The organism is Pseudomonas sp. MF6747 (assembly GCF_963890955.1).
GTDB lineage: Bacteria > Pseudomonadota > Gammaproteobacteria > Pseudomonadales > Pseudomonadaceae > Aquipseudomonas.
The window spans coordinates 40,555-66,137 of sequence record NZ_CAWPSZ010000053.1 but is presented as its reverse complement, the minus strand read 5'-3'; the positions used below and the strand labels follow the sequence as shown (position 1 = coordinate 66,137).

The window sequence follows — 25,583 nt, the reverse complement described above, 5'->3', positions numbered from 1 at the left end:
CTGCGCAGCCGCCCTGAAAACAGTCACCTCGCCATCTGGAAAACGCATCACCCTGGTTGGGGCTACTGCACAGCCCAACGGGAGCAAGCGCCCTCGCCACAAAAGCTTTGCAGAATCAGCTTTCCAGCCAGACGTCCCGCGCCCAGTGCCACACCGATTCCCAAGTTTCTTCGGTAACCAGTTCTTCTTCGCCGGACCACAGCACCACGGTGCCGTCTTCTTCGACGCAGTAGTAGTCGTCGCCGTCCTGGCAGATCGGGATCATGCTGCGGTCAACACCGGCATCCCACGCGTTGGCGGCCACGTCCGGCAGGTAGGTGTGGGACTGTGGGTCGGTAACCGTCACCGGCTCCAGGCTGCCATACACCACGTCGCTGACGGTGAGCAGGAATTCGCGGAAGACAAACGGGATGTCGATGAATAGTTGCTCTTCGATTTCTACAATTTGGTCTTCGTCAGGCAGTTCCAGAGGAACCGGGACCGGTTCGTTGGCTTCACGCAATTGTTCGATGATTTCTTCCACGGCCGGGATCCTCTTGCTAGTTGGCGCGGTTAATAGGGCGTTTTATACAGTAGCTCGCTATAAGTGCAACCGCGAAATAGAAAACCCCGGAACATGTCCGGGGTTTTTATTACCAAGTGCTCAAGCGTGCGGTTATCAGCCGTTCTGGCGGATACCGGCGACCAGCCAAGGCTGGTTGTCGCCCTGGGCGCGCTCCATGTTCCAGCTTTCGCTGAACACTTCGCCCTGGTCGAAACGCGAGGTCTTCGACACGCCGCTGAAGGTCAGGGTGGCGATGGTCTTGTCGGCGCGATCATCCACACCTTCCAGTTGTACGCGCAGGTCGTCGATGTAGGTCGACTGGAAACCGTCGCCCAGGTCGGCACGTTCGCGCTTGAGGAACTCCAGCAGTTGTGGGGTCACGAACTCGGAGATCTTGTCCATTTCGTTGGCGTCCCAGTGCTGTTGCAGGGACTGGAAGTGGCTGCGGGCCGCTTCGACGAAACGCTCTTCGTTGAACCAGGCCGGTGCATTGATCACCGGACGAGCGGTGGCAGGCGCTGGCGAACCACCAAAGATCGAACCTGTGGTTGGTTTTTGCTCGAAGACTTCACGCTGCATCGGCGCGCCGGCTGGAGCCATGTGCTCCTGCTGCTTGCGGCGACGGGCGGCGATGAAGCGGAAGATCAAGAAGGCGATAACCGCCATGATCAGGATGTCGAAGATCTGCATGCCCTGGAAGCCGCCGCCCATGAACATGGATGCGAGCAGGCCACCGGCGGCGATACCGGCCAGAGGGCCTAACCAGCGCGAAGCACCGCCGGCCTTGGCAGCCGCGCCAGCAGCACCGGCTGCACCGGCGGTTGCTGCAGCACCGCCGGCACCGGCGGAAGGAGCCATTTGGCTGGTCTGGTGAGTCGGTGCCGAGCCCATGCTTTTGCCGCCACCGAAGCGCTTGGCGTTGGCGTCGAGGCTCATCGTCAGGCCGATGCACAACGCCATGGCGATGCTAAGAAACCGTTTCATAAAGGGAATTCCCATTTGTGGATTGCACGCGCGCCATGTTGCACAGGTGTCGTGACAGTGGCTAGCGGCATAATGTTTCGGGCTTTTACGTAAGACCAATTCCGAAGGGTCTGTAGGACTAGTTACAGATATTGGCCCGAGCAGGCGAAAAACAAGGGAGGGGCATGATTCTTCACATTGCAGGCGCCCGGCCAGCCGGGCGCCTAACAGGGAGCATGCAGTGTTTCAGATCGCTTCGAGCTTGGCGTAGCCCATCATCAGCCACTTGCTGCCTTCGGCGAAATTCACCTGCACCCGCGCCTGGGCGCCAGCGCCTTCGAAGTTGAGGATCACGCCTTCGCCGAACACCGAATGCCTGACCTGCTGGCCAAGGCTGAACTGGGTTTCGGGAATCTCGGAACCGGCAAACAGGGTGCTGGAGCTCTGCTGCTGGCCGCCGCCGAACGGGCGGCTGACACTGTTGGACAGGCGCACTTCCTGAATCAGTCCCTTCGGTACTTCACGTACGAAACGCGACACCTTGTTGTAGGTCTCGCTGCCGTACAGGCGTCGAGTTTCGGCGTAGGTCATCACCAGGTTCTGCATGGCACGGGTGATGCCCACGTAAGCCAGGCGGCGTTCCTCCTCAAGGCGGCCAGGCTCTTCCAGGCTCATCTTGTGCGGGAACAGGCCTTCTTCCATGCCCACCAGGAACACATACGGGAATTCCAGGCCCTTGGCGCTGTGCAAGGTCATCAGCTGGATGCTGTCTTCATGCTCATCGGCCTGTGTATCACCGGCTTCCAGCGACGCATGCCCGAGGAAGGCGGCAAGCGGCGTCAGCTCTTCATCTTCATCAGTGTTTTCAAACGCGCGGGCGGCGCTGACCAGTTCTTCAAGGTTTTCTACCCGCGCCTGGCCCTTCTCGCCTTTTTCCGCTTCGTGATAGGCGATCAGGCCCGATTGCTCAATCACGGTCTGGGTCATCAAATGCAGCGGCATTTCCGCGCATTTGGCGGCGAGGTTCTCGATCAGCTCGACGAACACTCCCAAGGCACCGGCAGCGCGGCCGGTCAGGCCCTTATTGGCGATCAGCAAGCGCATGGCTTCCCACATCGACACATCGGCGTGGCGCGCGTGGTCGCGGATGGCCTCGACGGTTTTCTCGCCGATGCCACGCGCCGGAACATTGATCACCCGCTCCAGCGCCGCATCGTTACCACGGCCCTCGAGCAAGCGCAGGTACGCCATGGCGTTCTTGATTTCCGCACGCTCGAAGAAGCGCTGGCCGCCATAGATGCGGTACGGAATACGTTCGCGCAGCAGGGCTTCTTCCAATACCCGCGATTGGGCGTTGGAGCGGTACAAGATGGCGATATCGTTACGCGCCAGTCCGGTTTTCAACGCGCTTTCGATGGTTTCCACTACGTAACGCGCTTCATCGTGCTCATTGAACGCGGCGTACAGGTTGATTGCTTCGCCTTCGCCGCCGTCGGTCCACAGCTCTTTGCCCATGCGCCCGGTGTTATTGGCGATCAGTGCGTTGGCAGCCTTGAGGATGCCGGCGGTGGAGCGGTAATTCTGCTCCAGACGGATAGTGATCGCGTCCGGGAAGTCGTCGGAGTACTGGTAGATGTTCTCGATTTTCGCGCCACGCCAGCCGTAGATCGACTGGTCGTCATCGCCCACCACCATCAGGCTGTCGCCGCCTTTGGCCAGCAAGCGCAACCAGGCGTACTGCACGGCGTTGGTGTCCTGAAACTCGTCCACCAGGATATGCCGGAAGCGTTTCTGGTAATGCGCCAGCAAGCCTGGGTTGTCGCGCCACAGGTCGAGGGCGCGCAGCAGCAGCTCGGAGAAGTCGATCACGCCGGCACGCACGCAGGCGGCCTCGTAGGCTTCATAAATGCTGCGCATGGTGGCCAGGAACAAATCGCCGCTGGCCTGAATATGTTGCGGGCGCAGGCCTTCGTCTTTCTGGCCGTTGATAAACCATTGCGCCTGGCGCGCGGGCCAGCGCTGTTCGTCCAGGCCCAGCTCACGGATCACGCGCTTGACCAGGCGCTGCTGGTCATCACTGTCGAGGATCTGAAAGGTCTGGCTCAGTCCCGCTTCCTGCCAATGCGCCCGCAACAAGCGGTGGGCCAGGCCGTGGAAGGTGCCTACCCACATGCCGGCCGGGCTGATGCCCATCAACTGCTCGATGCGGTGGCGCATCTCGGCAGCAGCCTTGTTGGTGAAGGTCACCGACAGGATGGAATGCGGGGACGCGTTTTCAACCTGGATCAACCAGGCGATACGGTGCACCAGCACTCGGGTTTTACCGGAGCCAGCACCGGCCAGGACCAACTGACGGCCAACGGGGGCTGCTACGGCCTGGCGTTGGGCATCGTTGAGGGAGTTCAGCAAAAGGGAGAGATCATCGCGCATCGGCGCATTCTAGGGTGCCCGGGGGAGTGGGGCAAATCCCAATGCCGGGTGGTCACTCGAAAACCTCAGGAGTGTTTCGAGCCGCACAAACATTCTGGCGGGGCTGATGACCGGTCGGTCATAGGCCACAGCCCGCGTAGCATCTCGCTCAAGCTGTCTGGCCCCGAGTTTTGCGGCGGTTTATCGTGCGGTTTTTATGACTTGGAGCAGTTTGGCCCAAGCGCTTGCTTGTGTATGCTCCGTGCACGTTTCGGGCTCACCATTATAAGAACACTGCCTATGACTCTCAGTCCCGACCTGTTCGGCCCCTCGGCGGCGCCTGTGCACGTCATCCGTAAATATTACGCAACCGAGATGGCGGTCGAACGCACTCGCCTGCTCTACCAAGGTTCATTGCTGCCGACTTTATTGATGTTGGTGAACGGCCTGGTCTGCGCCTGGTTGCTGTGGAACCCCAAGCAATATCTGTTGGACAGCGTGTGGCTGGTCTGGCTGCTCGCCCTGGTGGCCTTGCGCGTCATTCAAGTGGCGGCGTTCGATTCGGCCATGCCCAGCCGCCAGGCCCAGCCGATCTGGCGGCGCATGTTCATGCTCGGCTCGGCGGTCAGTGGCCTGACGTTAGCCACCGCCGCCATTGCGCTGGTTCCGGCGGACAGCTTCATGCAGCAGGCCTGGGTGTTCGGCCTGATCGGCGCGGCAACGCTGTCGGCCAGCGTGGCCTATGCCGTGAGCCTGCCTGCGTTCCTGTCCTTTGCCGTGCCGTGTCTGGTGCCGGCCATCCTTTATCTGTTTTGGAACGGCACGGCGCAACAGCAAGGTTGGGGCGTGCTTGGCCTGATCCTGCTGGGCTCTCTGAGCCTGGTGGCGTGGCAGGTCAACCGCCTGACCCAGCGTGGCCTGCTGCGACGCTTTCAGAACCAGGCGCTGATCGAGCATTTACAGCAGGCGCAGCAGCGCAGCGAGCAGTTGAATCAGGAATTGGTGCGCGAAGTCGAGCAGCGCCGCCAGGTCGAACAGGACCTGCGCGAGGCCCAGATCGGTCTGCAAGACCGCGTGGCGCAACGCAACCAGGAACTGGACGCCGCCAGCCTGGCCCTGAACAAAAGTGAAGCGCGCCTGGCCATGGCGCTGCAGGCCAGCGAACTGGGGCTGTGGGACTGGAACCTGCAGACCGATGAAGTCCATCACACTCAGCTCAAAGAGTTGTTCGGCCTGGAGCCCGAGTACGTCACAGCAATGCTCAGCCACCTCAAGCCGCGCCTGCACCCCGACGACTTGCCGCTGCTCAAGCGCGCACTGGTGGAGCATCTCAAAGGCCGCACCGAGGATTACCAGGTTGAATACCGCGTGCGCCACGGCGACGGTCACTGGGTCTGGATCGAAGACCGCGGCCGCGCCGTGGAGCGCTCCCCCAGTGGGCGGGTAACGCGCATGCTCGGCACCCGCCGCGACATCAGCGCAGGCAAGGCCCTGGAAGAACAGCAGCGGCTGGCCTCGACCGTGTTCGAGGCGGCCAGCGAAGGCATCGTGATTCTTGACCCGAACTATGCGCTGATCGCCGTCAATCAGGCTTTCAGCCGTGTCACCGGCTTTGAAATCGACGACATGCTCGGCCGCAACGTCGTGGAACTGCCCAGCAGCCGTGACGCGCGTCGCCACTTTCCGGTGATTCGCCAGGCCCTGCTCAGCCACGGTACCTGGCAGGGCGAACTGGTTGAAACGCGCAAGAATGGCGAACTGTACCCGCAATGGCTGCAGCTGAACGTGGTGCGCGATGTTCGCGGAAATGTCAGCCACATTGTGGGCTTCTTCGCCGATCTGTCGGCGCGGCGTGAGTCCGAAGAGCGCATGCGCTACCTCACGCACTATGACGAGTTGACGGGCCTGGCCAACCGTTCACTGTTCCGCGAGCGACTGCGCGAAGCCCATGCGCGTGTGCGTCAGGGCGGGCGTAGCCTGGCGTTGCTGCATATCAACCTGGACCGCTTCAAGCTGCTGAACGACAGCCTGGGCCATGAAGTCGCCGACCAGCTGTTACAGAAAATGGCCCGTCGTTTGATCAACGCGTTGCCCGAGGCTGACACCATTGCGCGTCTGTCCGGCGATGAGTTCGCCGTGCTGTTCGACGCCTACGGCAACCTGTCGAGCCTGGCGCGAGTGGCCACGCGGCTCCTGGCGAAGCTGCGGGTGCCGGTGACGGTAGACGGGCATGAGTTGGTGGTCAGTGCCTCAATGGGTGTCAGCCTGTTGCCGGATAATGCGCGGGAAATTTCCGCGTTGGTCAGTCAGTCGAACATGGCCATGCAACATGCCAAGCACTTGGGCGGCAACAACTTCCAGTTCTACACCGACAGCCTGCAAGCCAGCACGCTTGAGCGTTTGCAGCTGGAGAACCACTTGCGCAAGGCCATCGACGAGCGCCAGCTCACGGTGTTCTATCAGCCCAAACTGTGCCTGGCCACCGGCAAGCTGAATGCCGCCGAGGCGCTGATTCGCTGGGAGCATCCGCAGTGGGGCATGGTGCCGCCGGGGGACTTTATTGGCCTGGCCGAAGAAACAGGCCTGATCGTGCCGCTGGGCGAATTCGTCTTGCGCCAGGCCTGTTGGCAAGCGTGCGAATGGCAGCGCCAGGGGTTGGCGCCGATTCGGGTGTCGGTGAACCTTTCCGTGCACCAGTTGCGCCAGGGCAAGTTGGTCAGCCTGGTGCGCCAAGTGCTCGAAGAAACCGGCCTTGACCCGCAATACCTCGAATTGGAACTGACCGAGAGCCAACTGCTCGACAGCGTCGAGCACATCATTGCCACCTTCCAGCAACTGCGCGACCTGGGCGTGAAGCTGGCCATTGACGACTTTGGCACCGGCTACTCGTCCCTCAGCTACCTCAAGCGCATCCCCGTGGATTACGTGAAAATCGATCAGACGTTCATCCGCGGCCTGGGCCAGGGCCGCGAGGACGCCGCGATTACGCGTGCAATCATTGCCATGGCCCATGGGCTGGCGCTCAAGGTGGTGGCCGAAGGTGTGGAAGATCAGCAGCAGCTGGATTTCCTGCGAGGGGAGCGCTGTGACGAAGTGCAGGGCTATCTGATCAGTCGGCCGGTGGAGGCCGAGGCGCTGGCAGATTTGTTGCGGAAAAATGCAGACTTTCCTTAAAGACGGCCAGGCCGCCTATGTGGCTACACGGCAGCTGCCCGCTGATTCAAAGGGCATCAGGGCGATTTAGTGATGCATCGGACGGGCAAAACGGCAATTCTTGTAGTATAACTACAAGCTTGCTACATCCCTGGCGCCTGCCAATAACAAGAGTCCTGCCCTTTGAACCTGTTGCAACATATCGCCCAGTCGCGCCACCTGTTACGCAAATCGGAACTCAAGGTTGCCGATCACGTGCTGCTTGACCCTGCGGCCGTGATGCACAGTTCCATGGCCGACCTGGCCCACAGCGTGGGCATCAGTGAGCCGACCATCGTACGTTTTTGCCGTGCCATTGGTTGCTCCGGGTTTCAGGACTTGAAACTCAAGCTGGCCCAGAGCCTGGCGGCGGGTGCGAGCTTTGGGCAGTTTGCGATTCACGAAGACGACTCCGTCGCCGACTACAGCCTGAAAATCTTCGACACCACCTTGCACACCCTGATGGAAGTGCGAGAAAAACTCGACCCAGTGGAGTTGCAGAAGGCCGTGACCGCAATGTCCCAGGCCCAGCGCGTCGAATTTTACGGCTTCGGTGCGTCGGGCGCCGTTGCTGCCGACGCCCAGCACAAATTCTTCCGCCTGCTGCTCACTGCAGCGGCTTACAGCGATCCGCACATGCAGGCGATGTCGGCGGTCACGCTGAAGCCCACGGATGTGGCGATCTGCATCTCCCAGTCCGGTCGCTCAAAAGACCTGCTGATCACCGCCAACCTGGTGCGTGAAAGCGGCGCGACGCTGATCACGCTGTGCCCAAGCCAGACGCCATTGGCGGAGCTGTCGACGGTAAACCTGGCGATCGACGTGCACGAAGACACCGAAATCTACACCCCGCTGACCTCGCGCATCGCCCACCTGGTGGTGATCGACGTGCTGGCGATGGGCGTGGCCATGGCGCGCGGCCCGAGCCTGGTCAACCACCTCAAGAGCGTGAAGCGCAGCTTGCGCAGCCTGCGTCTCTCGCCAAAATCGGTCAAAGCCCTCGACGACTGATTCAAGGTCGCACCCCGTCAAAATGTGAGAGCTGGCTTGCCGGCGATAGCGTCACCTCGGTTTAACTGAAAACCCGCGGTGCCTGCATCGCAGGCAAGCCAGCTCCCACAGGCAATCTCCTTCAATTTCGGAATATTCATCGTCCTGTAACCCCCACGCCGCCAAACCGTCATCCGCCGCGCCCATCCTGAACTCCCCGTACTCGCATTGGGAGACTCAACATGGCCCGGCAATACGAAGACAGCAGCACCGTCAAAACCCGTCGTCAGCAAGAAGACCAGCGCCGCATGGCGTTTCGTCGCGCAATCGAAGACCGTTGCGAAGAGCGCCAATTGCTCCAGAGCATCACGGACTACCCGGAACTCCATTGGCAGGCACCCGCGGCTGCCCAGCGAAGCGCTCAGCCAACGCGCTGATCTGCACCCGTTCGCTGCGGATAAAGCCCAGGAACGCATGGGCCACCGGTGACAGGCGCTTGGCCTTGGCCTGCACCAGGCACCAACTGCGGTACAGCGGCAGTTCTTCCACCGGCAGCTCCTTGAGCCCGCCGGTGGCCAGCTCCAGGTTGACCGCGTGGCGCGTCAGCAACGCCACGCCCAACCCTGCGTTCACGCACTCACGCTGCGCCTCGGCCGAAGCCACTTCCACCGTCTGGGTGAAGTGCACGCGTTTCTCCTTGAAGTACTCTTCGCAGGCCAGTCGCGTGCCGGAGCCCGGCTCGCGCACCAGCAGCGTGTACGGTTCCAGGTCCTGCAAACGCAGTGCGCCTTGCAGGCTCAAGGGATGGTCAGGCGGCGCCACGGCGACAATCGGGTTGTTCAGAAACGGCAGGAACTCCAGGCCCATGTCTTGGGGCACCATGGACATGATCACCAGGTCATCACGGTTGTCTGAAAGCCTTCGAATCACCTGGGCACGATTGACGACTGTCAGGTGCAACTGCACCTCCGGGTGCTGGCGCTTGAAGGCGGCAAACAGGTGCGGCACGAAGTATTTGGCACTCGATTCGATCGCCAGCTTCAACTGGCCCTGCAGCGAGCCCTGCATGTCCGACAGCTGCATGTCGAGGTTTTCCAGACGCCCGAAAATATCCCGGCTGGCGCGTTGCAAGGCTTCGGCGGCCTCGGTCATGTAGAGCTTTTTGCCGACGTAATCGAACAGCGGCTGGCCGATCAGCTCTTCCAGCTGACGAATTTGTAGGCTTACGGCTGGTTGTGTGAGGGACATTTCCTCGGCGGCACGGCTGTAGGAGCGCAAATCACAGACTTCGTTGAAAATCTGCAACTGACGTAATGTCATACGCATCAATGACTTACGCATTATTTCAATCCTCTCGCCTCAGGCCGTCCGGCCAACTATAAGTGTTTACTTATACACAACCCAATAATTATTGATTTTTGTTAATCCTCCGTTGCGCCTAGTGTGTGTCTCGCGACTGTCATGAAACATTTGGTCACGCGCCGACTCGGATCCAACCGGTCGAAGACGCAGCAAACGGCTCAAGGGAATTTCCAAGTGATAAAAAAGATCCTGATCGCCAACCGTGGTGAGATTGCCGTACGAATCGTGCGTGCCTGCGCCGAGATGGGCATTCGCTCGGTCGCGGTTTACTCGGACGCCGACCGCCACGCGTTGCACGTCAAACGTGCCGACGAAGCCCACAGCATTGGTGCCGAGCCTCTGGCCGGCTACCTGAACCCGCGCAAGCTGGTGAACCTGGCCGTGGAAACCGGCTGTGATGCGCTGCACCCCGGCTACGGTTTTCTGTCGGAAAACGCCGAGCTGGCAGACATCTGCGCCGAACGCGGGATCAAATTCATCGGCCCGTCGGCCGAAGTGATTCGCCGCATGGGCGACAAGACCGAAGCGCGCCGCAGCATGATCAAGGCCGGTGTGCCGGTGACGCCCGGCACCGAAGGCAACGTCGCCGACATCGCCGAAGCCCTCACCGAAGGCGACCGCATTGGTTACCCGGTGATGCTCAAGGCCACCTCCGGTGGTGGCGGTCGTGGTATCCGCCGCTGCAACAGCCGCGAAGAACTCGAGCAAGCCTTCCCCCGCGTAATTTCCGAAGCCACCAAGGCCTTCGGTTCGGCGGAAGTGTTCCTGGAAAAATGCATCGTCAATCCCAAGCACATCGAAGCGCAAATCCTCGGTGACAGCTTTGGCAACGTGGTGCACCTGTTCGAGCGTGATTGCTCGATTCAGCGCCGCAACCAGAAGCTCATCGAAATTGCTCCAAGCCCGCAGCTCACCCCGGAACAGCGCGCCTACATCGGCGACCTGTCGGTGCGTGCCGCCAAGGCCGTGGGTTACGAGAACGCCGGCACCGTGGAGTTTCTGCTCGCCGAGGGCGAGGTGTACTTCATGGAGATGAACACCCGGGTGCAGGTTGAGCACACCATCACCGAAGAAATCACCGGCATCGACATTGTGCGTGAGCAGATCCGCATCGCCTCGGGCCTGCCGCTGTCGGTGAAACAGGAAGACATCCAGCACCGTGGTTTCGCGTTGCAGTTTCGTATCAACGCCGAAGACCCGAAGAACAACTTCCTGCCCAGCTTCGGCAAGATCACCCGTTACTACGCGCCCGGCGGTCCCGGCGTGCGCACCGACACGGCGATCTACACCGGCTACACCATCCCTCCGTTTTACGACTCCATGTGCCTGAAACTGGTGGTGTGGGCGTTGACCTGGGAAGAAGCCATGGACCGTGGCCTGCGTGCCCTGGACGACATGCGCCTGCAAGGCGTGAAGACCACCGCCGCCTACTACCAGGAAATCCTGCGCAACCCGGAATTCCGCAGCGGCCAGTTCAACACCAGTTTCGTGGAAAGCCACCCTGAGCTGACCAACTACTCGATCAAGCGCAAACCCGAAGAGCTGGCCCTGGCCATCGCCGCCGCCATCGCCGCCCACGCAGGCCTGTGAGGAATACAACAATGTCCAAGAAAATCTTTGTCACCGACACCATCCTGCGCGACGCCCACCAATCGTTGCTGGCGACCCGCATGCGCACCGACGACATGCTGCCGATCTGCGACAAGCTCGACAAAGTCGGCTACTGGTCGCTGGAAGTCTGGGGCGGCGCGACCTTCGACGCCTGTGTACGTTTTCTCAAGGAAGACCCGTGGGAGCGCCTGCGCAAACTGCGCGCTGCGTTGCCCAACACGCGCCTGCAAATGCTGCTGCGCGGCCAGAACCTGTTGGGCTACCGCCACTACAGCGACGACGTGGTCAGAGCCTTCGTCGCCAAGGCTGCGGTGAATGGCATCGACGTGTTCCGCATCTTCGACGCCATGAACGATGTGCGTAACCTGCGCGTGGCCATCGAAGCGGTGAAAGCCGCCGGCAAGCATGCCCAAGGCACCATCGCCTACACCACCAGCCCGGTGCACACCATCGACGCGTTTGTGGCCCAGGCCAAGCAAATGGAAGCGATGGGCTGCGACTCGGTCGCCATCAAAGACATGGCCGGCCTGCTGACGCCGTACGCCACGGGCGAGCTGGTCAAGGCACTCAAAGCCGAGCAGAGCCTGCCGATCTTTATCCACTCTCACGACACGGCGGGTTTGGCCGCGATGTGCCAACTCAAGGCCATCGAAAACGGCGCCGACCATATCGACACCGCCATCTCCAGCTTCGCCTGGGGCACCAGCCACCCAGGCACCGAGTCGATGGTTGCCGCCCTCAAAGGCAGCGAATTCGACACCGGCCTCGACCTGGAACTGCTGCAGGAAATCGGCCTGTATTTCTACGCCGTGCGTAAGAAATACCACCAGTTCGAAAGCGAATTCACCGCCGTCGACACCCGCGTACAAGTCAACCAGGTGCCGGGCGGGATGATTTCCAACCTGGCCAACCAGTTGAAAGAGCAGGGCGCGCTCAACCGCATGAGCGAAGTGCTGGCCGAAATCCCGCGTGTGCGTGAAGACCTCGGTTTCCCGCCGCTGGTGACTCCGACCTCGCAGATCGTCGGCACCCAGGCGTTCTTCAACGTGCTGGCCGGCGAGCGCTACAAGACCATCACCAATGAAGTGAAGCTCTACCTGCAAGGCGGCTACGGCAAAGCGCCGGGCACGGTGAATGAAAAACTGCGCCGCCAGGCCATCGGCAGCGAAGAGGTGATCGACCACCGCCCGGCCGACCTGCTCAAGCCGGAAATGACCAAGCTGCGCGGCGAAATCGGTGCGTTGGCCAAGTCTGAAGAAGACGTACTGACCTACGCGATGTTCCCGGACATCGGGCGCAAGTTTCTTGAGGAACGTGACGCCGGCACCTTGAGCCCGGAAGTGTTGTTGCCTATTCCTGAGGCCGGCGGCGTAGCGCGTGCCGGTGGCGAAGGCGTGCCGACCGAGTTCGTGATCGACGTGCACGGCGAAAGCTACCGCGTCGACATCACCGGTGTCGGCGTCAAGGCCGAAGGCAAGCGCCACTTCTACCTGTCCATCGACGGCATGCCCGAAGAAGTGGTGTTCGAACCGCTCAACGAGTTCGTCAGCAGCGGCGGCAGCAAGCGCAAGCACGCGACCGAGCCGGGCCATGTCAGCACGGCGATGCCGGGCAATATCGTCGACGTACTGGTCAAGGAAGGCGACGTGGTCAAGGCCGGCCAGGCCGTGCTGATTACCGAAGCCATGAAGATGGAAACCGAAGTGCAGGCCGCGATTGCCGGCAAAGTTTCCGCCGTTCATGTGGCCAAGGGCGACCGGGTCAACCCTGGCGAAATCCTGATTGAAATCGAAGGCTGAGTCACAGCCTTCAAGACAACCGCTTAATCCTCGGGGGGGCAGGTGCCCCCCTTTTTTTTCGCCTGAAATAAAGCGTGGGTCAAAAGCCCATGGCCCATTGGCCCATCAACCCCTGATGGCGGCTGTTGCTGCCAACGTCAGCGATGTAGGTCAGGCCCAACGTGTGTCGGGCCGACAGTGCAAGGTCGAGACCGGCGCGCAGGCCCAGGCTGTTGCGGTCCAGGGCGGTGCCTTTGAGGGTGAAGCCGCTGTCGAAATCATCGCGTTTATCCCACGCCGAAGATTGGCGAAGCGTACTGCTGACGTCGCCATAGAGGTGCTGCCAGTGTGTACTCAAGTGGGGGTTGAGGATCATCTGATTGCCCAGGGCATACAGGCTCGACAGGCGCAGGCCGAAGGTGCTGTTCAGGTTCTGCTGGGTTTGTTCGCCGACGTTAAGGGCTGTCACGCCACCTTTTTCGGTGAAGCTGTCGCGGTGATAGCGCTGCCAACCTAGGCCGGCAAAGGGCTCGATGCTGATTGCGGCACCGCCCAGTTGATAGCCCAACTCGGCGAATGCGTTCTGGCTTTGAGCGCTGTACTTGCCCCTGAGTTGGTCGCGCAAGTTGAGGAAGTCGACGTCGACGCTGCGTTTATTTCGCCCATCGTGGTGGCTGTAAATCGCCCCCAGGCGCAGTGCCAGCGGGCCGTCCTGGCGCAAGGCGTAGGCGCCCAGGTGCCAGCTTTCCAGTTCGGCCTTGAACCGTTTGGCGTTCAGGTTGCTGCCTGACTTGGCCCCCATTACACCCAAGCGCCAGGCGGTGTCCACCGACCAGTCGGCGCCGACCATCAGGCCTTGTGTGCGCTGTTGCAAACCGGCGCTGCCGCGGTGGTCGTCGAGCTTGCCGCTGTTGCCCAGGCCGTTGAGCCACACCCGAGCGTCTTCGCGTGTCTGGCCGCTCAGTTCGCGGATCGCCGACAGCAGGTTGGCGTTCAGCTGTTTCAGGCTGTCTTGGGTGGCGGTGCCCAGGGTGGCATGCTGGCTGCCCGCCAATTGCTCAAGCACCGCCCCGACGTTGCCTGGCGCCAGGCTGCCCAGGTAACTGCCCAGGTGCTCGAGTGCGTCCTGTTCCCGCTTGCTCAACGCGCCGGACTCCAACAGTTGATCAATAGCGTAATCAAGCATGATTGCCGCCTGTTTGCCGTTATGGGTGGTGGCATGCTCGACGAGGTAAAACTCATCGGCAGGCGCGGGAGGCGCGCGGTCGTGCACGGCGGGCTGATCGCCCAGAGGGATCTCGTTAAGCCAGTCGCTGTCGTGCTCCATGTTCCTCTGCGCCTGTGCAAACGGAGCAGCTGTGACCACCAGCATGAGGGTAAGGGCTATAGCGAACTGTTTTTGTGCAAGTGACATGTAAATCCAGCCTCATGGAATAAGAGGCCGGGAATTTAGCGAGATGACGGGGCGATAACTGTCAGGCTACCGACCCCTGATTCGCGGGAGTTGTCTTTAGTGCTGAGCGATTAAAAACTCATCTGCCATTGGCCGACCAACGCGTGATTGCGGCTGTTGCTGCCGATCTCGCCGGTGTAGCCCAGGCCCAGGCTATGGCGCGCCGACAAGCCTACGTCCAGCCCGGCTTCGAGTAGCAGGCTGTTGCGGTCCAGGGCGCTGCCTTCGACATTGAACGCTGTGCCGCCGGCCAGGAAAGCCTGGCGCGTGCTGCTGTCGACATCGCCGTAAGTGTGCTTCCAGCCGGCGCTGACACGGGGCGTGAGGCTGATGCCGTTGTCCAGTTGGCTCAGGTGCGCCAGGCGCAAACCGAATGTGCTGCTGAAATTGTCCTGGGTCTGACCGTCGACATGCAGTGCGGCGGCGGCGCCTTTTTCGGTGTAGCTGTCACGCTCGTAGCGCTGGTAGCCGAGGTTGGCGAATGGCTCGGCACTCAGGTGGCCGCTGCCCATGGCGTAACCGAGTTCGGCAAAGGCCTGCTGGCTGTTGGCGTCATAGTCGCCTTTGGGGCGGTCGTTGAAACCGTTGAAGGCCACCGTGCGTTTACTGTCGCCCTGGTGCCCGCTGTAAGCCGCGCCCAGGCGCAAGGCCAGAGGCCCACTCTGGCGCATGGCGTAGACGCCGGCGTGCCAGCTGTCGACGCTGCCGTCCACGCCGGTGGTGTCCAGGTCGGTCTTCGAATAACCGCCCAGCAAACCCACGCGCCAGTCGCTGTCGAGGGCCCAATCGGCCCCCAGCACTGTGCCTTTGGTGCGTTGGGTCAGGCCGTTGCTGCCGTGCTCGCCATCAAGCTTGCCGTAGCTGCCGATGCCCTGCAGCCATAGGCGGCCACGCGCGTTCGGGTCATTGAGGTTGCGCGCATCGCTGGGTACGCCGCTGGCGGCGAGCACTGGGGTGTCGCGCTGATCAAGCCCGACCATCAAGCCCGCGCCGCCGCCCAATTGATGCATCGCCGCAAGCATGCTGTTGCCTACTTGGGCGCTGGCGCCGAGGGTGGCGCCAGTGAGGTTGGCAGTGCTGCTGCCGGCCAATTGCTCGATGGCTGCACCGGCGGTGGCGGTGGTGGTGGAGAGCAGGGCGTTATACAGCGGATTGTGGGTGCCCAGGCCTGTCAGGCTGTTGGCCGCACTGGCGCCGTTGCCGGTAGTGGCGAACTGATTGAAAGCAATGTCGTTACGGGCGTACGTCAGGCCGACTTGGGTAGGGCTGTAATCCAGGCTCGGCGTGAGGAATGCATAGTCGCTGGTGACGGTACCGAATTGCCCCTTGATGCTGCCGGCTTGCAGCACGGTGTAATGGCTCTGCCATGGATACGTGCCGCTGGCAGGGTTGATTGCCAGGGTCGCGCCATTGAGGTTGGCCGTGCCGCCGACCTTGATTGGCGCGCTGCTGCCATCGGCATTCACGCCATAGGCCAGGGTCGAGCCGCTGCCCATGGTCAGGTCGCGGGCGATGGTGGCGGTGCCCAGCGCCGTATTGGTTTGCAGCGTGCCGTTGACCACCAGGCTGCCCACCGAGCCGCCTCCGGCGTAGATGCCGCCGGCATCGACTGTCACGTTACCGGCGATGCCGCCCTGGTTGATCAGTTTGGCACCGCTGAAAATCTCGCCGCCGTCGCTGAAATCGCCGCTGCCGGTGAGGGTCCAGGTGCCTTGCTTCACGGCCAGCCATTCAAAATTGCGGCTGTTACCGAAACTGCCGCCTGCAGCGTCATCCAGGCTCAGCCGGTCATAACCGGCGCCGCCATCCACCAGGCCGAGAAAGTGGCTGCCACTGAGCAACACCAGCGTGTCATCACCGCCGCCCAGATCCACAGCCAAGCCATTGCTGCCGCTGATGGTGCCGCCGTTGATCACGGTGTCGGCAAAGTTGCCGACAAACTTCACGCCAAAGCCATTCAGACCCTGGATGACGCCGTGGTTTTCCAGGGTGGTCGCGGCAACGCCCGGGCCGTCGCTACCGTCGTCCACCAGGATCGCGTTGTTGGCGCCGCTGACCAGCGCACCCTTGGCGTTGTACACATAGCCGCCGCCCAGGGCGATGCCTTCGCTGCCGTTGGCAAAACCATTTTTGTCGACACCGCCGGCACCGATGCCCTGGATGATGCCGTAGTTTTCGATATGCGCGATTTTGTCGATGTCCACGCCATCGCCGTCGCCGTCCGGCTGCAATCCGGAGAAGGCGCCGGTGATGGTGCCGTGGTTGATCACTGTGCCGTCGCCGTCGGAGCCAAAGCCCGAGCCGTTGCGGCCAATCACCGTGCCGTAGTTGGTCAGCGACGCACCCAGGTCGGTGGTGATGCCATGGCGACCGCCAGAAATCAGGCCGTAGTTGGTCACCGTCACACCGGTGGCGGAATCGATATCGACGCCGTCGAATTTGTCATCGCGCGAGAACGTGTCGCCGGTGGAGATCTCGCCATAGTTGGTAATGTTTGCGTTGGCGCCGGTCTTCATGCCGTCACTGGCATCGCCCCGAATCAACCCACCGGCGCGGTTGATGATCGTGGTCGTCACGTTGGCGCTGCGGATCGCATCCAGGTCCAGCCCTTGGCCGGTGGCCGAGCGAATGGTGCCGCTGTTGTCGATCAACAAACGGCCGCTGGCAAAGTTGCTGTTGATGCGCAGCGCGTCATTGGCGCCCTGGATTACACCGCCCGCGAGGTTGTAGACGCTGTAGTTGCGCGCCCCGGTGAGCGTGCCCGAACTGTCGATTGCGCGCCCGCCGGTTGAGACCAGCTTGCCCGCGTTGGTGATCACCACGCCCGCACCGCTGGTGCCATCCTTGAGCGTGACGGCCACGCCGGAGGTGGTGATGCTGCCCGGCGCCGTGGTGGTCAACGAATCGCTGCCGGTCAGGGTTTGCCCCGCGGTGGTGGGCGTGTCGATCAGCACGGTTTTGGTCGGCGCAGGCGCCGCTTCAGCGAGGCTGCTGGCCAATAACGTGATGGCGAGTGCGAGGCGGTGGGGCGACGGGGGCATGGCGGACGACCTTGTTATGGAAACGAGTCGACCTGTATAGCGAAGGGTGATTGCAGGAATGTGTCGGGGAGATGACAGCAGTGGGCCCGCTGCAGATCAACTGTGGCGCGGGCTTGCTGGCGAAAGCGGTGTGTCAGGTATTGCCGGTGTTGACTGGTCTACCGTCTTCGCGAGCACGCACGCGCCCACATTGGTTGTGTGTTGTGGCTCAGAATCAGGCCCGGCACTCGGCCAGTGTTTTTAGTTGGCCAGAACCCTGCTGGTTTGCCTCGGACAGCCACGCTTCAAACCCTGCTCCAAGGGTTGGCCATTCCGAATCCAGGATCGAATACCACGCCGTATCGCGGTTCTGCCCCTTGACCACCATGTGCTGGCGGAACACGCCTTCAAAGCTGAAGCCCAAGCGCTGCGCCGCGTATTTGGAACGGGCATTGGCGTTGTTGCACTTCCATTCCAGGCGACGGTAGCCCTGCTCAAAAGCGTGATTGGCCAGCAGGTACACCGCTTCGGTGCTTTTGGGCGAGCGTTGCATCGGCGCGCCGAAGGTCACGTGGCCGATCTCGATGCGGCCCTGGGCCGGGACGATGGACATCAGGCTGAGGATGCCTTGTACCTCGCCGCTCTGGCGGTCGATCACGCTGAAGAAGTACGGGTCGCTGTGCTGGGCATGGTTGTTGAGCCAGGCATCAAACGCGGCGCGCTCGGGGAAGGGGCCATAAGGCAAATAGTCCCAGAGCTTAGGATCGGCGCCAGGGCCTTCAAGGGTCTGGAACAGGCCATCGCCATGACGCGCGGGGTCGAGTTTTTCCAGGCGGATGAAACGCCCTTCGAGCACTTGAACGGTGGGCGCGGGAACGCCTTTCCAGTCGGCGGGTGAGATAGGCATGCGGATTTCCTTAAAGACCTTTGCGAAATTGGATAAAGCCAGGACGTTCGGCAATACGTTCGTAGAGTTGAATCGCGGTGGCATTGCTCTCGTGGGTCAACCAATGGACCTTGCAGCAACCGTCGGCCTTGGCGGTGGCGTAGACAAACTCGATCAGCTTGCGACCCACGCCGCTGCCACGTTGGGCCGGCTCCACCAGCAGGTCCTGCAGGTAGCAGGAATTTTCGATGCTCCAGTTAGAGCGGTGGTAGATGAAGTTGACCATGCCCACCGCCTTGCCGTCCTGCCAGGCCAGGGCGGAATGGGTCGGCTCACTGGCATCGATCAGGCGCTGCCAGGTGCTTTGGCTGACGGCGTCGGGCAATTGGGTTTCGTAAAACTTCAAGTACGCCTGCCACAGTGGCAGCCAGGCGGCATGGTCGGCTGCGGTGACGGGGCGGATATCGATCTGGCTCATTCTGTGCCTCCTTGAGGGATAAAGCGCGCGAGCGTCTGATCGCGCACATCGATGCTGGCGGCCAAGCCCTCGCGCACGCCGTTGATATCGGCCTGGCTGCGGTTCTGGCTGAGTTTGCGTTTGCCGATCAGGCGCTCGATGGGCAGGGCGAAACCGACGATGGCCTTGAGCATGCCGTCAATGTAGTCGGCGGGAGCATCGCTGACGCTCCAGGGCTGGGCGCGGTTGCCTTCGTGGCGATCGGTCAGCGCCGTGACCACCGCCAGCAAGCGCTCGGCATCGGTAAATACCTCGGCCTTGCCGTACGCATGCACGGCGATGTAATTCCAGGTGGGCACCACTTTGCCGTGCTCGGCCTTGGCCGGGTAAAACGCCGGGCTGATGTAAGCGTCGGCACCGGCAAAGATCACCAGGGCTTCACTGCCATTTTGCAGGTCGCGCCACTGGGGGTTGGCCTTGGCCATGTGCCCGTAAAGCGTACCGTTCGGGCCTTGATCGGGGTTGAGCAGCAGCGGCAGGTGACTGGCCTGCAGGCCCTGCTCGCCAAAGGTCACCAGCTGCGCCAGGCGAGTGTGCTGGATCAGTTGCTGCAGTTCGGGCAAATCGTCGAGGGCAAAGGCGCGGGGTGTGTACATGGAAATATTCCTTGGCGAATGCCTGCATCCTAGGCAGGCTATTGGTCTGTTGTAAGAGCCAAATGGCACCAATTTCATAGGTCCAATATGTCGCCCATCACACCGCCGCTGTCATTCAACCCCGCTGGGATCGAGCTGGATCGCCGTCTGGGTTTGACGCGCCAGCTGTATGACGCCCTGCGCCAGCGCGTGTTGGACGGGCGACTGGTCAGCGGAACGCGGTTGCCCCCCACACGTGACCTGGCGGCGGCGTTGTCGATTTCCCGCAACAGTGTGGTGCGCGCCTATGACCAGCTGTATGCAGAGGGGTTTATCGAGAGCCGTGTTGGCGACGGCACCTACGTTGCCCAGTTGCCGACAGCGAAAAAATTATCCACAAAAGTATCCACAGGGTTTTCAACAGGCTTATCCCCAGCCTTATCCACAAAATGGGCGGATTTGCCGGAAGATCTGGACCATGAAGTTATCCACAGCACCAGCCTGGCGCGGGTAAAAGCCAACCATCTGTCTCAGCCTCCGTCGGGGCCGCCACGGGCATTTCGCGTGGGTGTGCCTGCCTTTGACCTGTTCCCGTTTGAGGTCTGGGCCAAGCTGAATGGGGCTTTTTGGCGCAAACCCGACCTGGAGCAGCTGTGCTACGGCGACCCGGCGGGTGACGCGCGCCTGCGCGGTCTGATTGCCGCTTATTTGCGCAGTTCAAGGGGCATGCAATGTGCGGCTGAGCAAATTGTGATCACCTGCGGCGCGCAGCAGGCGATCAGCCTTTGTGCACAGTTGCTGGTAGAGCCGGGCGATGGCGTGGCGGTAGAAAATCCGGGCTACCGCGCCGCCGGTCACGCGTTTGCCCTAGCCGGTGGGCACCTGCACGGCGTACCCGTGGACGGCGAGGGCATTGACTGCCAGGTGCTCAATACCCTGAGCGATTGTCGCGTGGCGTATGTCACCCCCTCCCACCAGTACCCGTTGGGCGTGGTCATGAGCCTGGCCCGCCGCCTTGAACTGCTGGCCTGGGCCGAGCGCACGGGCGGTTGGATCATCGAGGATGACTACGACGGCGAGTACCGTTACAGCGGCGCACCCTTGTCGCCCTTGGCCGCGCTGGATCGCACGGGGCGGGTGCTGTATGTGGGCACATTCGGCAAAGTGGCGTTTCCCGCGTTGCGTCTGGGTTACCTGGTGTTGCCGCCGGCCCTGGTGGATGCGTTTGCGCGGCGCCGTGCGGTCGACATGCGCCACTCGGAGGTCAGTACTCAGGCGGTGATGGCGGAGTTTATGGCGGCGGGGCACTTTCAGCGGCATATCCGGCGTATGCGACGCGCCGCGCTGAGCCGACGTGACGCGCTGTTGAGCGGCTGGCCCGGTCAGCTGCAGGGCGTGAGCAGCCTGCCCACTGTCGCGGCAGGCTTGCACCTCACGGTGCGAGTGGACAGCCTCGCCCGCGAACAGCAACTGGTGGCACAGGCCCACGCCGTGGGGGTCGAGGTCAATGGCTTGAGCGCCTATTGGCTGCCCGACTCCAGCACACCTCCCGACCAGCGCGCCGGGCTGGTCTTGGGGTTTGCCGCCGTGCCGCCGGCGAGCATCGCGCAGGCGCTTGGACGGTTGTACCGCGCCTGGGGTTGTCAGCCGCCACCTTCAGCGCCGGGGCACCGGCAAGGCGGCCGTCTTGAAGAACAGTGACCGCGCCAGCAACGGCCCGATCTCACTGCGGTACACCGCGATGTTGTCGCGGTCATCGGCCTTGGCCAGCGCTTCATACTTGCCGCCCAGGCGCCGCTGCGATTGGGTCTTGAGGTGCGCGGCGGTGTAAGCCTCCTCGGGGCTTGCCAGGTCCTTGTAGTGAAAGTGGGCGTACCACAGCGCATTCGAGTGCTTGGCGTCGAGGATTTCGTACTCCTTCAAATAGCCCTTGTGGCGCCCGGAAAGCTTGCTGCGTGGGCCTGGCAGCGGTTTGATGATGATCTCGTGTTCGCGGTACAGCAGTTCGACATGGGCCGCGGTCGGTGGGCGCTGCTTGAGCATGTCGAGCCGGGTGCGCAGGCCCTCGGTGTAGAGGCGTTTGATCGCGGCATCAAGGCTGCGGTTGATCAAGGCGGCCGACGGTGAGCCGCTTTCGGTCACGTTGCTGGCGGTCAATGCCTCCTCAATGTCCTCGCCGGCCTGCGCCAGCTGCGCGGCGCGGCGGTGAAAACGCTCTTCGATTTCCACGGGCAGGCGTCTTGCCTCGCCGGCCAGGCGCTGGGTGCGCGTGATGAACTGTTCGACATCGTCGAGCAGCGCCTGGGCACTGGCGATGCTGGCGGCCACGTTTCGCGACTGCGCCCGCGCAGTGGGCCGCGCCACCGCACGCTCACGCTCAACCCATACCCCGTCCTTTTTATGAAACAGGGCAATCACCTTGCCGGTCAGTGCTTGCTTGACCTCCACCAACGGGGTCGGTTCTCCCGCTTGTAGCGGGCGTTCTTCGCCGACCACGATGCCCTGGAAGCGGGTCTTGATCACCTTTTTCTGCGGTCTGGGCACAGGCGTCGAAGGGCCGGCAATCGCCGACTCCAGGGCCTTGCGCTCGCGCAGCAGCGTGGTCATTTGCTTGATCGCCCGTTGGGCGAATTCATCGGTGAGCTGCTGCAAGGTCTGCAGGGCCGGGCGGTGTACGTCCAGTGGAAAATCGGCCGGCAAATCGGCCAGGCTTTGATCCAGGCCAGTGAACTGGTCTACCAGGCTGTCGAGGACTTCGATTTGTTCATCCAGCGTGGCCATATTGTCTGGCTGCAAAGCCTCGCACAGGCTCTGCACCGCCAGGTCGGCCCGGTCGACCATCTGCGCGATCGCCGAGCGGGCGGTGTCTTTGCTGGCCGAGGCGGCTTCATTCACGCAAAGGAAGCGCGACAGGGTGATGCGGAAGGCCTTGAGATCATCCAGGGTTATCTTGGGCAGCACCTGTTCGTGGCGCAGCACCAGTTCCGCGCCTTTGACCCCCAGGGTGCGGGCCTCCTTGAAACGTGATTGCAGGTAACCGATGCGCTCGACCATGGCCTGGGTCGACGCGTCGACGGCACGGCAGTCTTCCAGGGCCATCGGGGTGTCGGGCAAGTCCTCTTTGTCCAGGTATTCAGAAACGGTGTGCAGCCCGTCTCGAAAGCGGATCATCTGTTCGGCGGTGGCACTTCGCGCCAGGACCATCTGGTCTTGCAGATAGCCCAGCATGGCTTCCTGATACGTCGGCACGGTATCGAGGATGTTCAGCGATTTGAGCTGGGCGATCGGTACGTCCAATTCTTCCAGGCGCCTGCTGACGTGCGTCAGGTAGGTGGTGCGGGCGTTTGCGCGATCGGCCGGTGGCGCGTGATCGATGGCCTGCTGCAACCCCATCATGTCCTGGCGTCGTCGATCGACCTGCGTGTCGAACGCCGCCAGTTGCTCACGCAGTTCGCGAATTTTCGGCGGCCTCAGGCGCTGGCCTTTCTGTCGCCGGCTGCGCATTCCGCCGCCGCGAAGGCGCAACCGGGTGTCGACAAACCACTGGCCGAGGCGGTTGCCGATCAAGGCCGGGCCTTCGCGGTTTGGGGCCTTGGGGTCGATGATCATCACGGTGTCGTTTTCATCCAGCGCCACTTCGAACCAGCGCTGCGCCACCGGGACGTACCACGCCTGGCCCTTGGGGTAGAGGTGCAGATGGGGGCCGGGCTGGGTGATTATTTCGCCCAGCCCTTCGGGTTTGGCCAGGCTGAAACTGTCCAGTGTCGCGTCCAGGCTGTTGCGGTTACGCGTGAGGGCGCCGCGGGTGTGAAGATTGATTTCATGCTCAGTCGGCAGGTGGGCGGTGTCGAGCGTGGGGTGCTGGATGATCGACGGTTTGGCCGGTAACGGCGGTGCCGGCGGCGGGCTTTTTTCAGGCGCACGCGCCGGCGCGTGCTGCAGACTGATGTGCAGCGCCAGGGCCATGCCCAGGGTCAGAAAAAAGTCCACGGCAGCACTCACGCCCGCCGTTTGATCGCCGCTTTCTCGGGCCTCGATAACCTGCTGCAGGTCATCCATGAGCTGCCAGATCCAGGCTGCGGCGCCCGCTGTGCGGCCCATGAACGGCAGGGCCGCATTCAGAACGATCCAGCCGGCATGCTTGAAGCTTTCCCAGCGAGCCTCGGCATTGGACACCGATTGACGGTCGGCCAGTGTCACCAGGGCGCGGGCGTTGGCGGTGTACAGCACCGCCAGGCTGTCCGCGCCCAGCGCCTGGGTGCCGAATTCAATCGAGCCGCTCATTACCATCGAACTCACCGGCTCGCTGAGCAGCGTCGGCAGGACCCAGGGTGAAGGCACGCTGCCGGGGAAGACAAACTGGGCGTAATCCGGGCGCACAGCGTCGGGCAACCAGGCCAGTACCGACTGGCGTAATGGTGTGTCCTGCTTGATGGCGTAAAGCAGGTTGGCCTGTGAGGGAAACTGCATCAAGGGTTCGTTGGACAGTGGTCGATACAACAGGCAAGGACCATTCGCAGGGTCCTGTGGCCCAATCAGGAACATATTATCGACGCTGTCGGTGGCCCCGCTCGCGCGCCACTTGGGGCGCAGTGCCAGCGGCCGGATCACCACGGTGATGCCGTCCACGCGGCGGTGTTGCGCGTTGCTGGCCATGACCGCGTGCGCGTAGCGATAACCCTGTTCGTCAACGTTGAACAGGCCGCGAATCTTGTACTGCAACGCCAGCAAGGGCAGTTGCAGGCGCAATTGTCCGGCGTACAAGTGTTGGCGCCGCAACGCTTGCTCGGGATTGTCCAGCAGCAGCGTGCTGACCCGCTCGGGGTAGTGCTTGCCGATGTCTGCCTGGGTGATCAGTTGCTCCAGGTAGTCTGCGGTCATCCACGCGGGTGTCGGGCTGGCGCCCTGGTAACTCACCGTCTTGTTGCCCAGCGGCAGCGCGACGAGGTTTTGCAAGGCCAGCTCGACCAGGCTCAAGGTCAGGGTTTGCGTCTGGCCAGGCAGCGCGACGGTTCCCCACACGACTTGGCTGGTGATGGTTATCGTCACGCGGTCGAGGTCCAGCCGGGAGGCCTGCGGATGATCCTTGATCAGCGCCGTGCGCAAGGCCGTGCGGGTGAAGTCGGTGAGGGTTGGCAACTCGTCCATGAAGGTCTTGCCTTTGCTTTGAAGGCTCAGCGCGGCCAGGTCCATCATGTAGCGCCCGTAGGCTGACTGGTCGGTTTCCGAGGCCTGCAGCAGCCACGCCGGCAACGCCCGTCGCGCGCTGCCAATACGCGACTGATCGAGAAGCGCCAGCTCGACCCCTTGCACGCCGACAGTGCGGGTGGGCAGCAGCGATTTGGGGTCCGCATCGGCAAGGTCGAGATCGCCCATGGCTTCGATTTGCAAGCCGATCAGGCTGAAGGCCTGGTGTTCGAAAAAGTTGCCGTCCGGCTCCAGTAAGCGCCAGTTCAGGGTTTTGCCGGGCAAGTCGGCTATATAGGGCAGCAGTGTCTGGCCGAAGGCCTCCAGGCTGGCAAATTTTGCATAGCCGGTATCAATCGAGTAGCTGAGGATGAGGGTCTGTTCACCGTGACGCGCGATCAGCACGGCCATCGCCATGACGCTGATGTGCTGGGTGCCGCTGCTGTCCTGCGCATCGATGTCCACCAGGTAGGCGCGTGTCGCATACGGGTCGTGGGGCTGGCGCTCGATGAACTCGGGATAGTGAAACACCGCCCGCGCCACGGCGCAGTCGTCGGCGTCCCAGCCATGAACCTCTTGCACGTTCCACACCTCACGCAGCGACTGGGCAAATATCCGCCAGCGTGGGCCGCTGGTGCCTGCGCTCTGGTTCCAGAAATCTATCTGTTGCTCCTGGAAGGCCACGAACAGCAGCGGCGCGAGCTCATTGATCAGTCGGCCTATTGCGTCGATCCTGACGGGCAGGTGCACGTCAGGACCATTGCCTGAGGGGTACGCCAGGTAGTGTTCGCTATCAAGGAAAGTCACGGGCACGCGGGAAATTGCACTGCGTGTCAGGGCGCCGGTGAGGGTGTCCGTCGCCGGCTTGGCGGGGATGATGTCGCCGCCCAGTTCGAGCCATTGCGGGGCGTTGACGATGGCCAGGTCCGGGTTGATATCCAATTCCGGATACAGCTCGCGCAGCGCCGCACGCAAGGTGATGCAAGCCACTTCACGCAGGGACGGGCCGGTAGCCAGCTGCGCTACTAATCCGCTGTTTTCGGTTGGAACGAGGTCTTTCATGGGCACTCCTTGGCCTTGAGAAATACGCGAGGTC

The 25,583-nt window shown here is 62.2% G+C and carries 16 protein-coding genes; 6 read left to right on the top strand and 10 right to left on the bottom strand.

Annotation, left to right across the window (positions count from 1 at the left end):
• Positions 1-115 precede the first annotated feature (115 nt).
• The 3 genes from AACW30_RS30280 to uvrD all read right to left on the bottom strand — a co-directional run bounded on the left by AACW30_RS30280 (position 116) and on the right by uvrD (position 3,937).
• On the bottom strand, positions 116-523 hold the full coding sequence (locus AACW30_RS30280; RefSeq protein ID WP_017135771.1) for an SMI1/KNR4 family protein: 408 nt from the start codon (positions 521-523) through the stop codon (positions 116-118).
• 135 nt (positions 524-658) lie between these two features.
• Complete coding sequence (locus tag AACW30_RS30275; RefSeq protein ID WP_106575926.1) at positions 659-1,528, bottom strand: Tim44 domain-containing protein; 870 nt, start codon at positions 1,526-1,528, stop codon at positions 659-661.
• A 225-nt stretch (positions 1,529-1,753) separates the two neighbouring features.
• The gene (gene uvrD / locus AACW30_RS30270) at positions 1,754-3,937 is read right to left on the bottom strand and encodes a DNA helicase II (protein ID WP_106575925.1); all 2,184 of its coding nucleotides are present in this window, start codon (positions 3,935-3,937) and stop codon (positions 1,754-1,756) included.
• 279 nt (positions 3,938-4,216) lie between these two features.
• Here uvrD and AACW30_RS30265 point away from each other — a divergent pair, with 279 nt between their 5' ends.
• The 3 genes from AACW30_RS30265 to AACW30_RS30255 all read left to right on the top strand — a co-directional run bounded on the left by AACW30_RS30265 (position 4,217) and on the right by AACW30_RS30255 (position 8,535).
• Entirely contained in the window at positions 4,217-7,090 is a 2,874-nt protein-coding gene (locus tag AACW30_RS30265; protein ID WP_200624094.1) for a GGDEF domain-containing phosphodiesterase, read from the top strand.
• Positions 7,091-7,252: 162 nt separating this feature from the next.
• Positions 7,253-8,119 carry a transcriptional regulator HexR gene (gene hexR, locus AACW30_RS30260; protein WP_010168370.1) on the top strand — a complete coding sequence of 289 codons (867 nt, stop codon included), beginning with the start codon at positions 7,253-7,255 and terminating at the stop codon, positions 8,117-8,119.
• Positions 8,120-8,340: 221 nt separating this feature from the next.
• Positions 8,341-8,535: a PA3496 family putative envelope integrity protein gene (locus AACW30_RS30255; protein ID WP_106575923.1), complete on the top strand. Its 195-nt coding sequence runs from the start codon at positions 8,341-8,343 to the stop codon at positions 8,533-8,535.
• Here AACW30_RS30255 and AACW30_RS30250 read toward each other — a convergent pair.
• Positions 8,465-9,439 (bottom strand): LysR family transcriptional regulator, encoded by a 975-nt coding sequence (locus tag AACW30_RS30250; RefSeq protein ID WP_200624093.1) that lies wholly within the window; start codon positions 9,437-9,439, stop codon positions 8,465-8,467. The genes AACW30_RS30255 and AACW30_RS30250 overlap by 71 nt on opposite strands.
• A gap of 195 nt (positions 9,440-9,634) precedes the next feature.
• On the opposite strand from AACW30_RS30250, the gene AACW30_RS30245 reads away from it, so the two are divergent.
• Entirely contained in the window at positions 9,635-11,050 is a 1,416-nt protein-coding gene (locus AACW30_RS30245) for an acetyl-CoA carboxylase biotin carboxylase subunit (protein WP_003213442.1), read from the top strand.
• Between the two features lie 11 nt (positions 11,051-11,061).
• Complete coding sequence (gene oadA / locus AACW30_RS30240) at positions 11,062-12,870, top strand: sodium-extruding oxaloacetate decarboxylase subunit alpha (protein WP_119741151.1); 1,809 nt, start codon at positions 11,062-11,064, stop codon at positions 12,868-12,870.
• A gap of 79 nt (positions 12,871-12,949) precedes the next feature.
• Here oadA and AACW30_RS30235 read toward each other — a convergent pair whose 3' ends face one another.
• The 5 genes from AACW30_RS30235 to AACW30_RS30215 all read right to left on the bottom strand — a co-directional run bounded on the left by AACW30_RS30235 (position 12,950) and on the right by AACW30_RS30215 (position 19,321).
• The gene (locus AACW30_RS30235) at positions 12,950-14,176 is read right to left on the bottom strand and encodes an autotransporter outer membrane beta-barrel domain-containing protein (RefSeq protein WP_325167546.1); all 1,227 of its coding nucleotides are present in this window, start codon (positions 14,174-14,176) and stop codon (positions 12,950-12,952) included.
• 197 nt (positions 14,177-14,373) lie between these two features.
• Entirely contained in the window at positions 14,374-17,343 is a 2,970-nt protein-coding gene (locus AACW30_RS30230; protein ID WP_200624091.1) for an autotransporter outer membrane beta-barrel domain-containing protein, read from the bottom strand.
• A gap of 214 nt (positions 17,344-17,557) precedes the next feature.
• Positions 17,558-18,229 (bottom strand): GNAT family N-acetyltransferase, encoded by a 672-nt coding sequence (locus AACW30_RS30225; RefSeq protein ID WP_200624090.1) that lies wholly within the window; start codon positions 18,227-18,229, stop codon positions 17,558-17,560.
• 10 nt (positions 18,230-18,239) lie between these two features.
• The gene (locus AACW30_RS30220) at positions 18,240-18,686 is read right to left on the bottom strand and encodes a GNAT family N-acetyltransferase (protein WP_119741140.1); all 447 of its coding nucleotides are present in this window, start codon (positions 18,684-18,686) and stop codon (positions 18,240-18,242) included.
• Positions 18,683-19,321 (bottom strand): FMN-binding negative transcriptional regulator, encoded by a 639-nt coding sequence (locus AACW30_RS30215; RefSeq protein WP_106575916.1) that lies wholly within the window; start codon positions 19,319-19,321, stop codon positions 18,683-18,685. The genes AACW30_RS30220 and AACW30_RS30215 overlap by 4 nt, the downstream gene beginning before the upstream one ends.
• An 87-nt stretch (positions 19,322-19,408) precedes the next feature.
• Between AACW30_RS30215 and pdxR the strand changes: the two genes are divergently transcribed.
• A complete protein-coding gene (gene pdxR, locus AACW30_RS30210; RefSeq protein ID WP_169367867.1) occupies positions 19,409-21,001 on the top strand; it encodes a MocR-like pyridoxine biosynthesis transcription factor PdxR in 1,593 nt (530 codons plus the stop codon).
• Here the strand turns inward: pdxR and AACW30_RS30205 are convergent.
• On the bottom strand, positions 20,957-25,549 hold the full coding sequence (locus AACW30_RS30205; RefSeq protein ID WP_200624089.1) for a dermonecrotic toxin domain-containing protein: 4,593 nt from the start codon (positions 25,547-25,549) through the stop codon (positions 20,957-20,959). The two genes, pdxR and AACW30_RS30205, sit on opposite strands and share 45 nt — an antisense overlap.
• Positions 25,550-25,583 lie beyond the last annotated feature (34 nt).

Excerpts from the sequence above, each read along its gene's own strand:
- AACW30_RS30255 (WP_106575923.1), top strand. The coding sequence starts at position 8,341 with ATGGCCCGGCAATACGAAGACAGCAGCACCGTCAAAACCCGTCGTCAG.
- AACW30_RS30205 (WP_200624089.1), bottom strand. The coding sequence starts at position 25,549 with ATGAAAGACCTCGTTCCAACCGAAAACAGCGGATTAGTAGCGCAGCTG.
- uvrD (WP_106575925.1), bottom strand. The coding sequence starts at position 3,937 with ATGCGCGATGATCTCTCCCTTTTGCTGAACTCCCTCAACGATGCCCAA.
- AACW30_RS30215 (WP_106575916.1), bottom strand. The coding sequence starts at position 19,321 with ATGTACACACCCCGCGCCTTTGCCCTCGACGATTTGCCCGAACTGCAG.
- AACW30_RS30225 (WP_200624090.1), bottom strand. The coding sequence starts at position 18,229 with ATGCCTATCTCACCCGCCGACTGGAAAGGCGTTCCCGCGCCCACCGTT.
- AACW30_RS30220 (WP_119741140.1), bottom strand. The coding sequence starts at position 18,686 with ATGAGCCAGATCGATATCCGCCCCGTCACCGCAGCCGACCATGCCGCC.
- AACW30_RS30265 (WP_200624094.1), top strand. The coding sequence starts at position 4,217 with ATGACTCTCAGTCCCGACCTGTTCGGCCCCTCGGCGGCGCCTGTGCAC.
- AACW30_RS30230 (WP_200624091.1), bottom strand. The coding sequence starts at position 17,343 with ATGCCCCCGTCGCCCCACCGCCTCGCACTCGCCATCACGTTATTGGCC.
- AACW30_RS30275 (WP_106575926.1), bottom strand. The coding sequence starts at position 1,528 with ATGAAACGGTTTCTTAGCATCGCCATGGCGTTGTGCATCGGCCTGACG.
- AACW30_RS30235 (WP_325167546.1), bottom strand. The coding sequence starts at position 14,176 with ATGGAGCACGACAGCGACTGGCTTAACGAGATCCCTCTGGGCGATCAG.
- AACW30_RS30250 (WP_200624093.1), bottom strand. The coding sequence starts at position 9,439 with ATGCGTAAGTCATTGATGCGTATGACATTACGTCAGTTGCAGATTTTC.
- oadA (WP_119741151.1), top strand. The coding sequence starts at position 11,062 with ATGTCCAAGAAAATCTTTGTCACCGACACCATCCTGCGCGACGCCCAC.
- pdxR (WP_169367867.1), top strand. The coding sequence starts at position 19,409 with ATGTCGCCCATCACACCGCCGCTGTCATTCAACCCCGCTGGGATCGAG.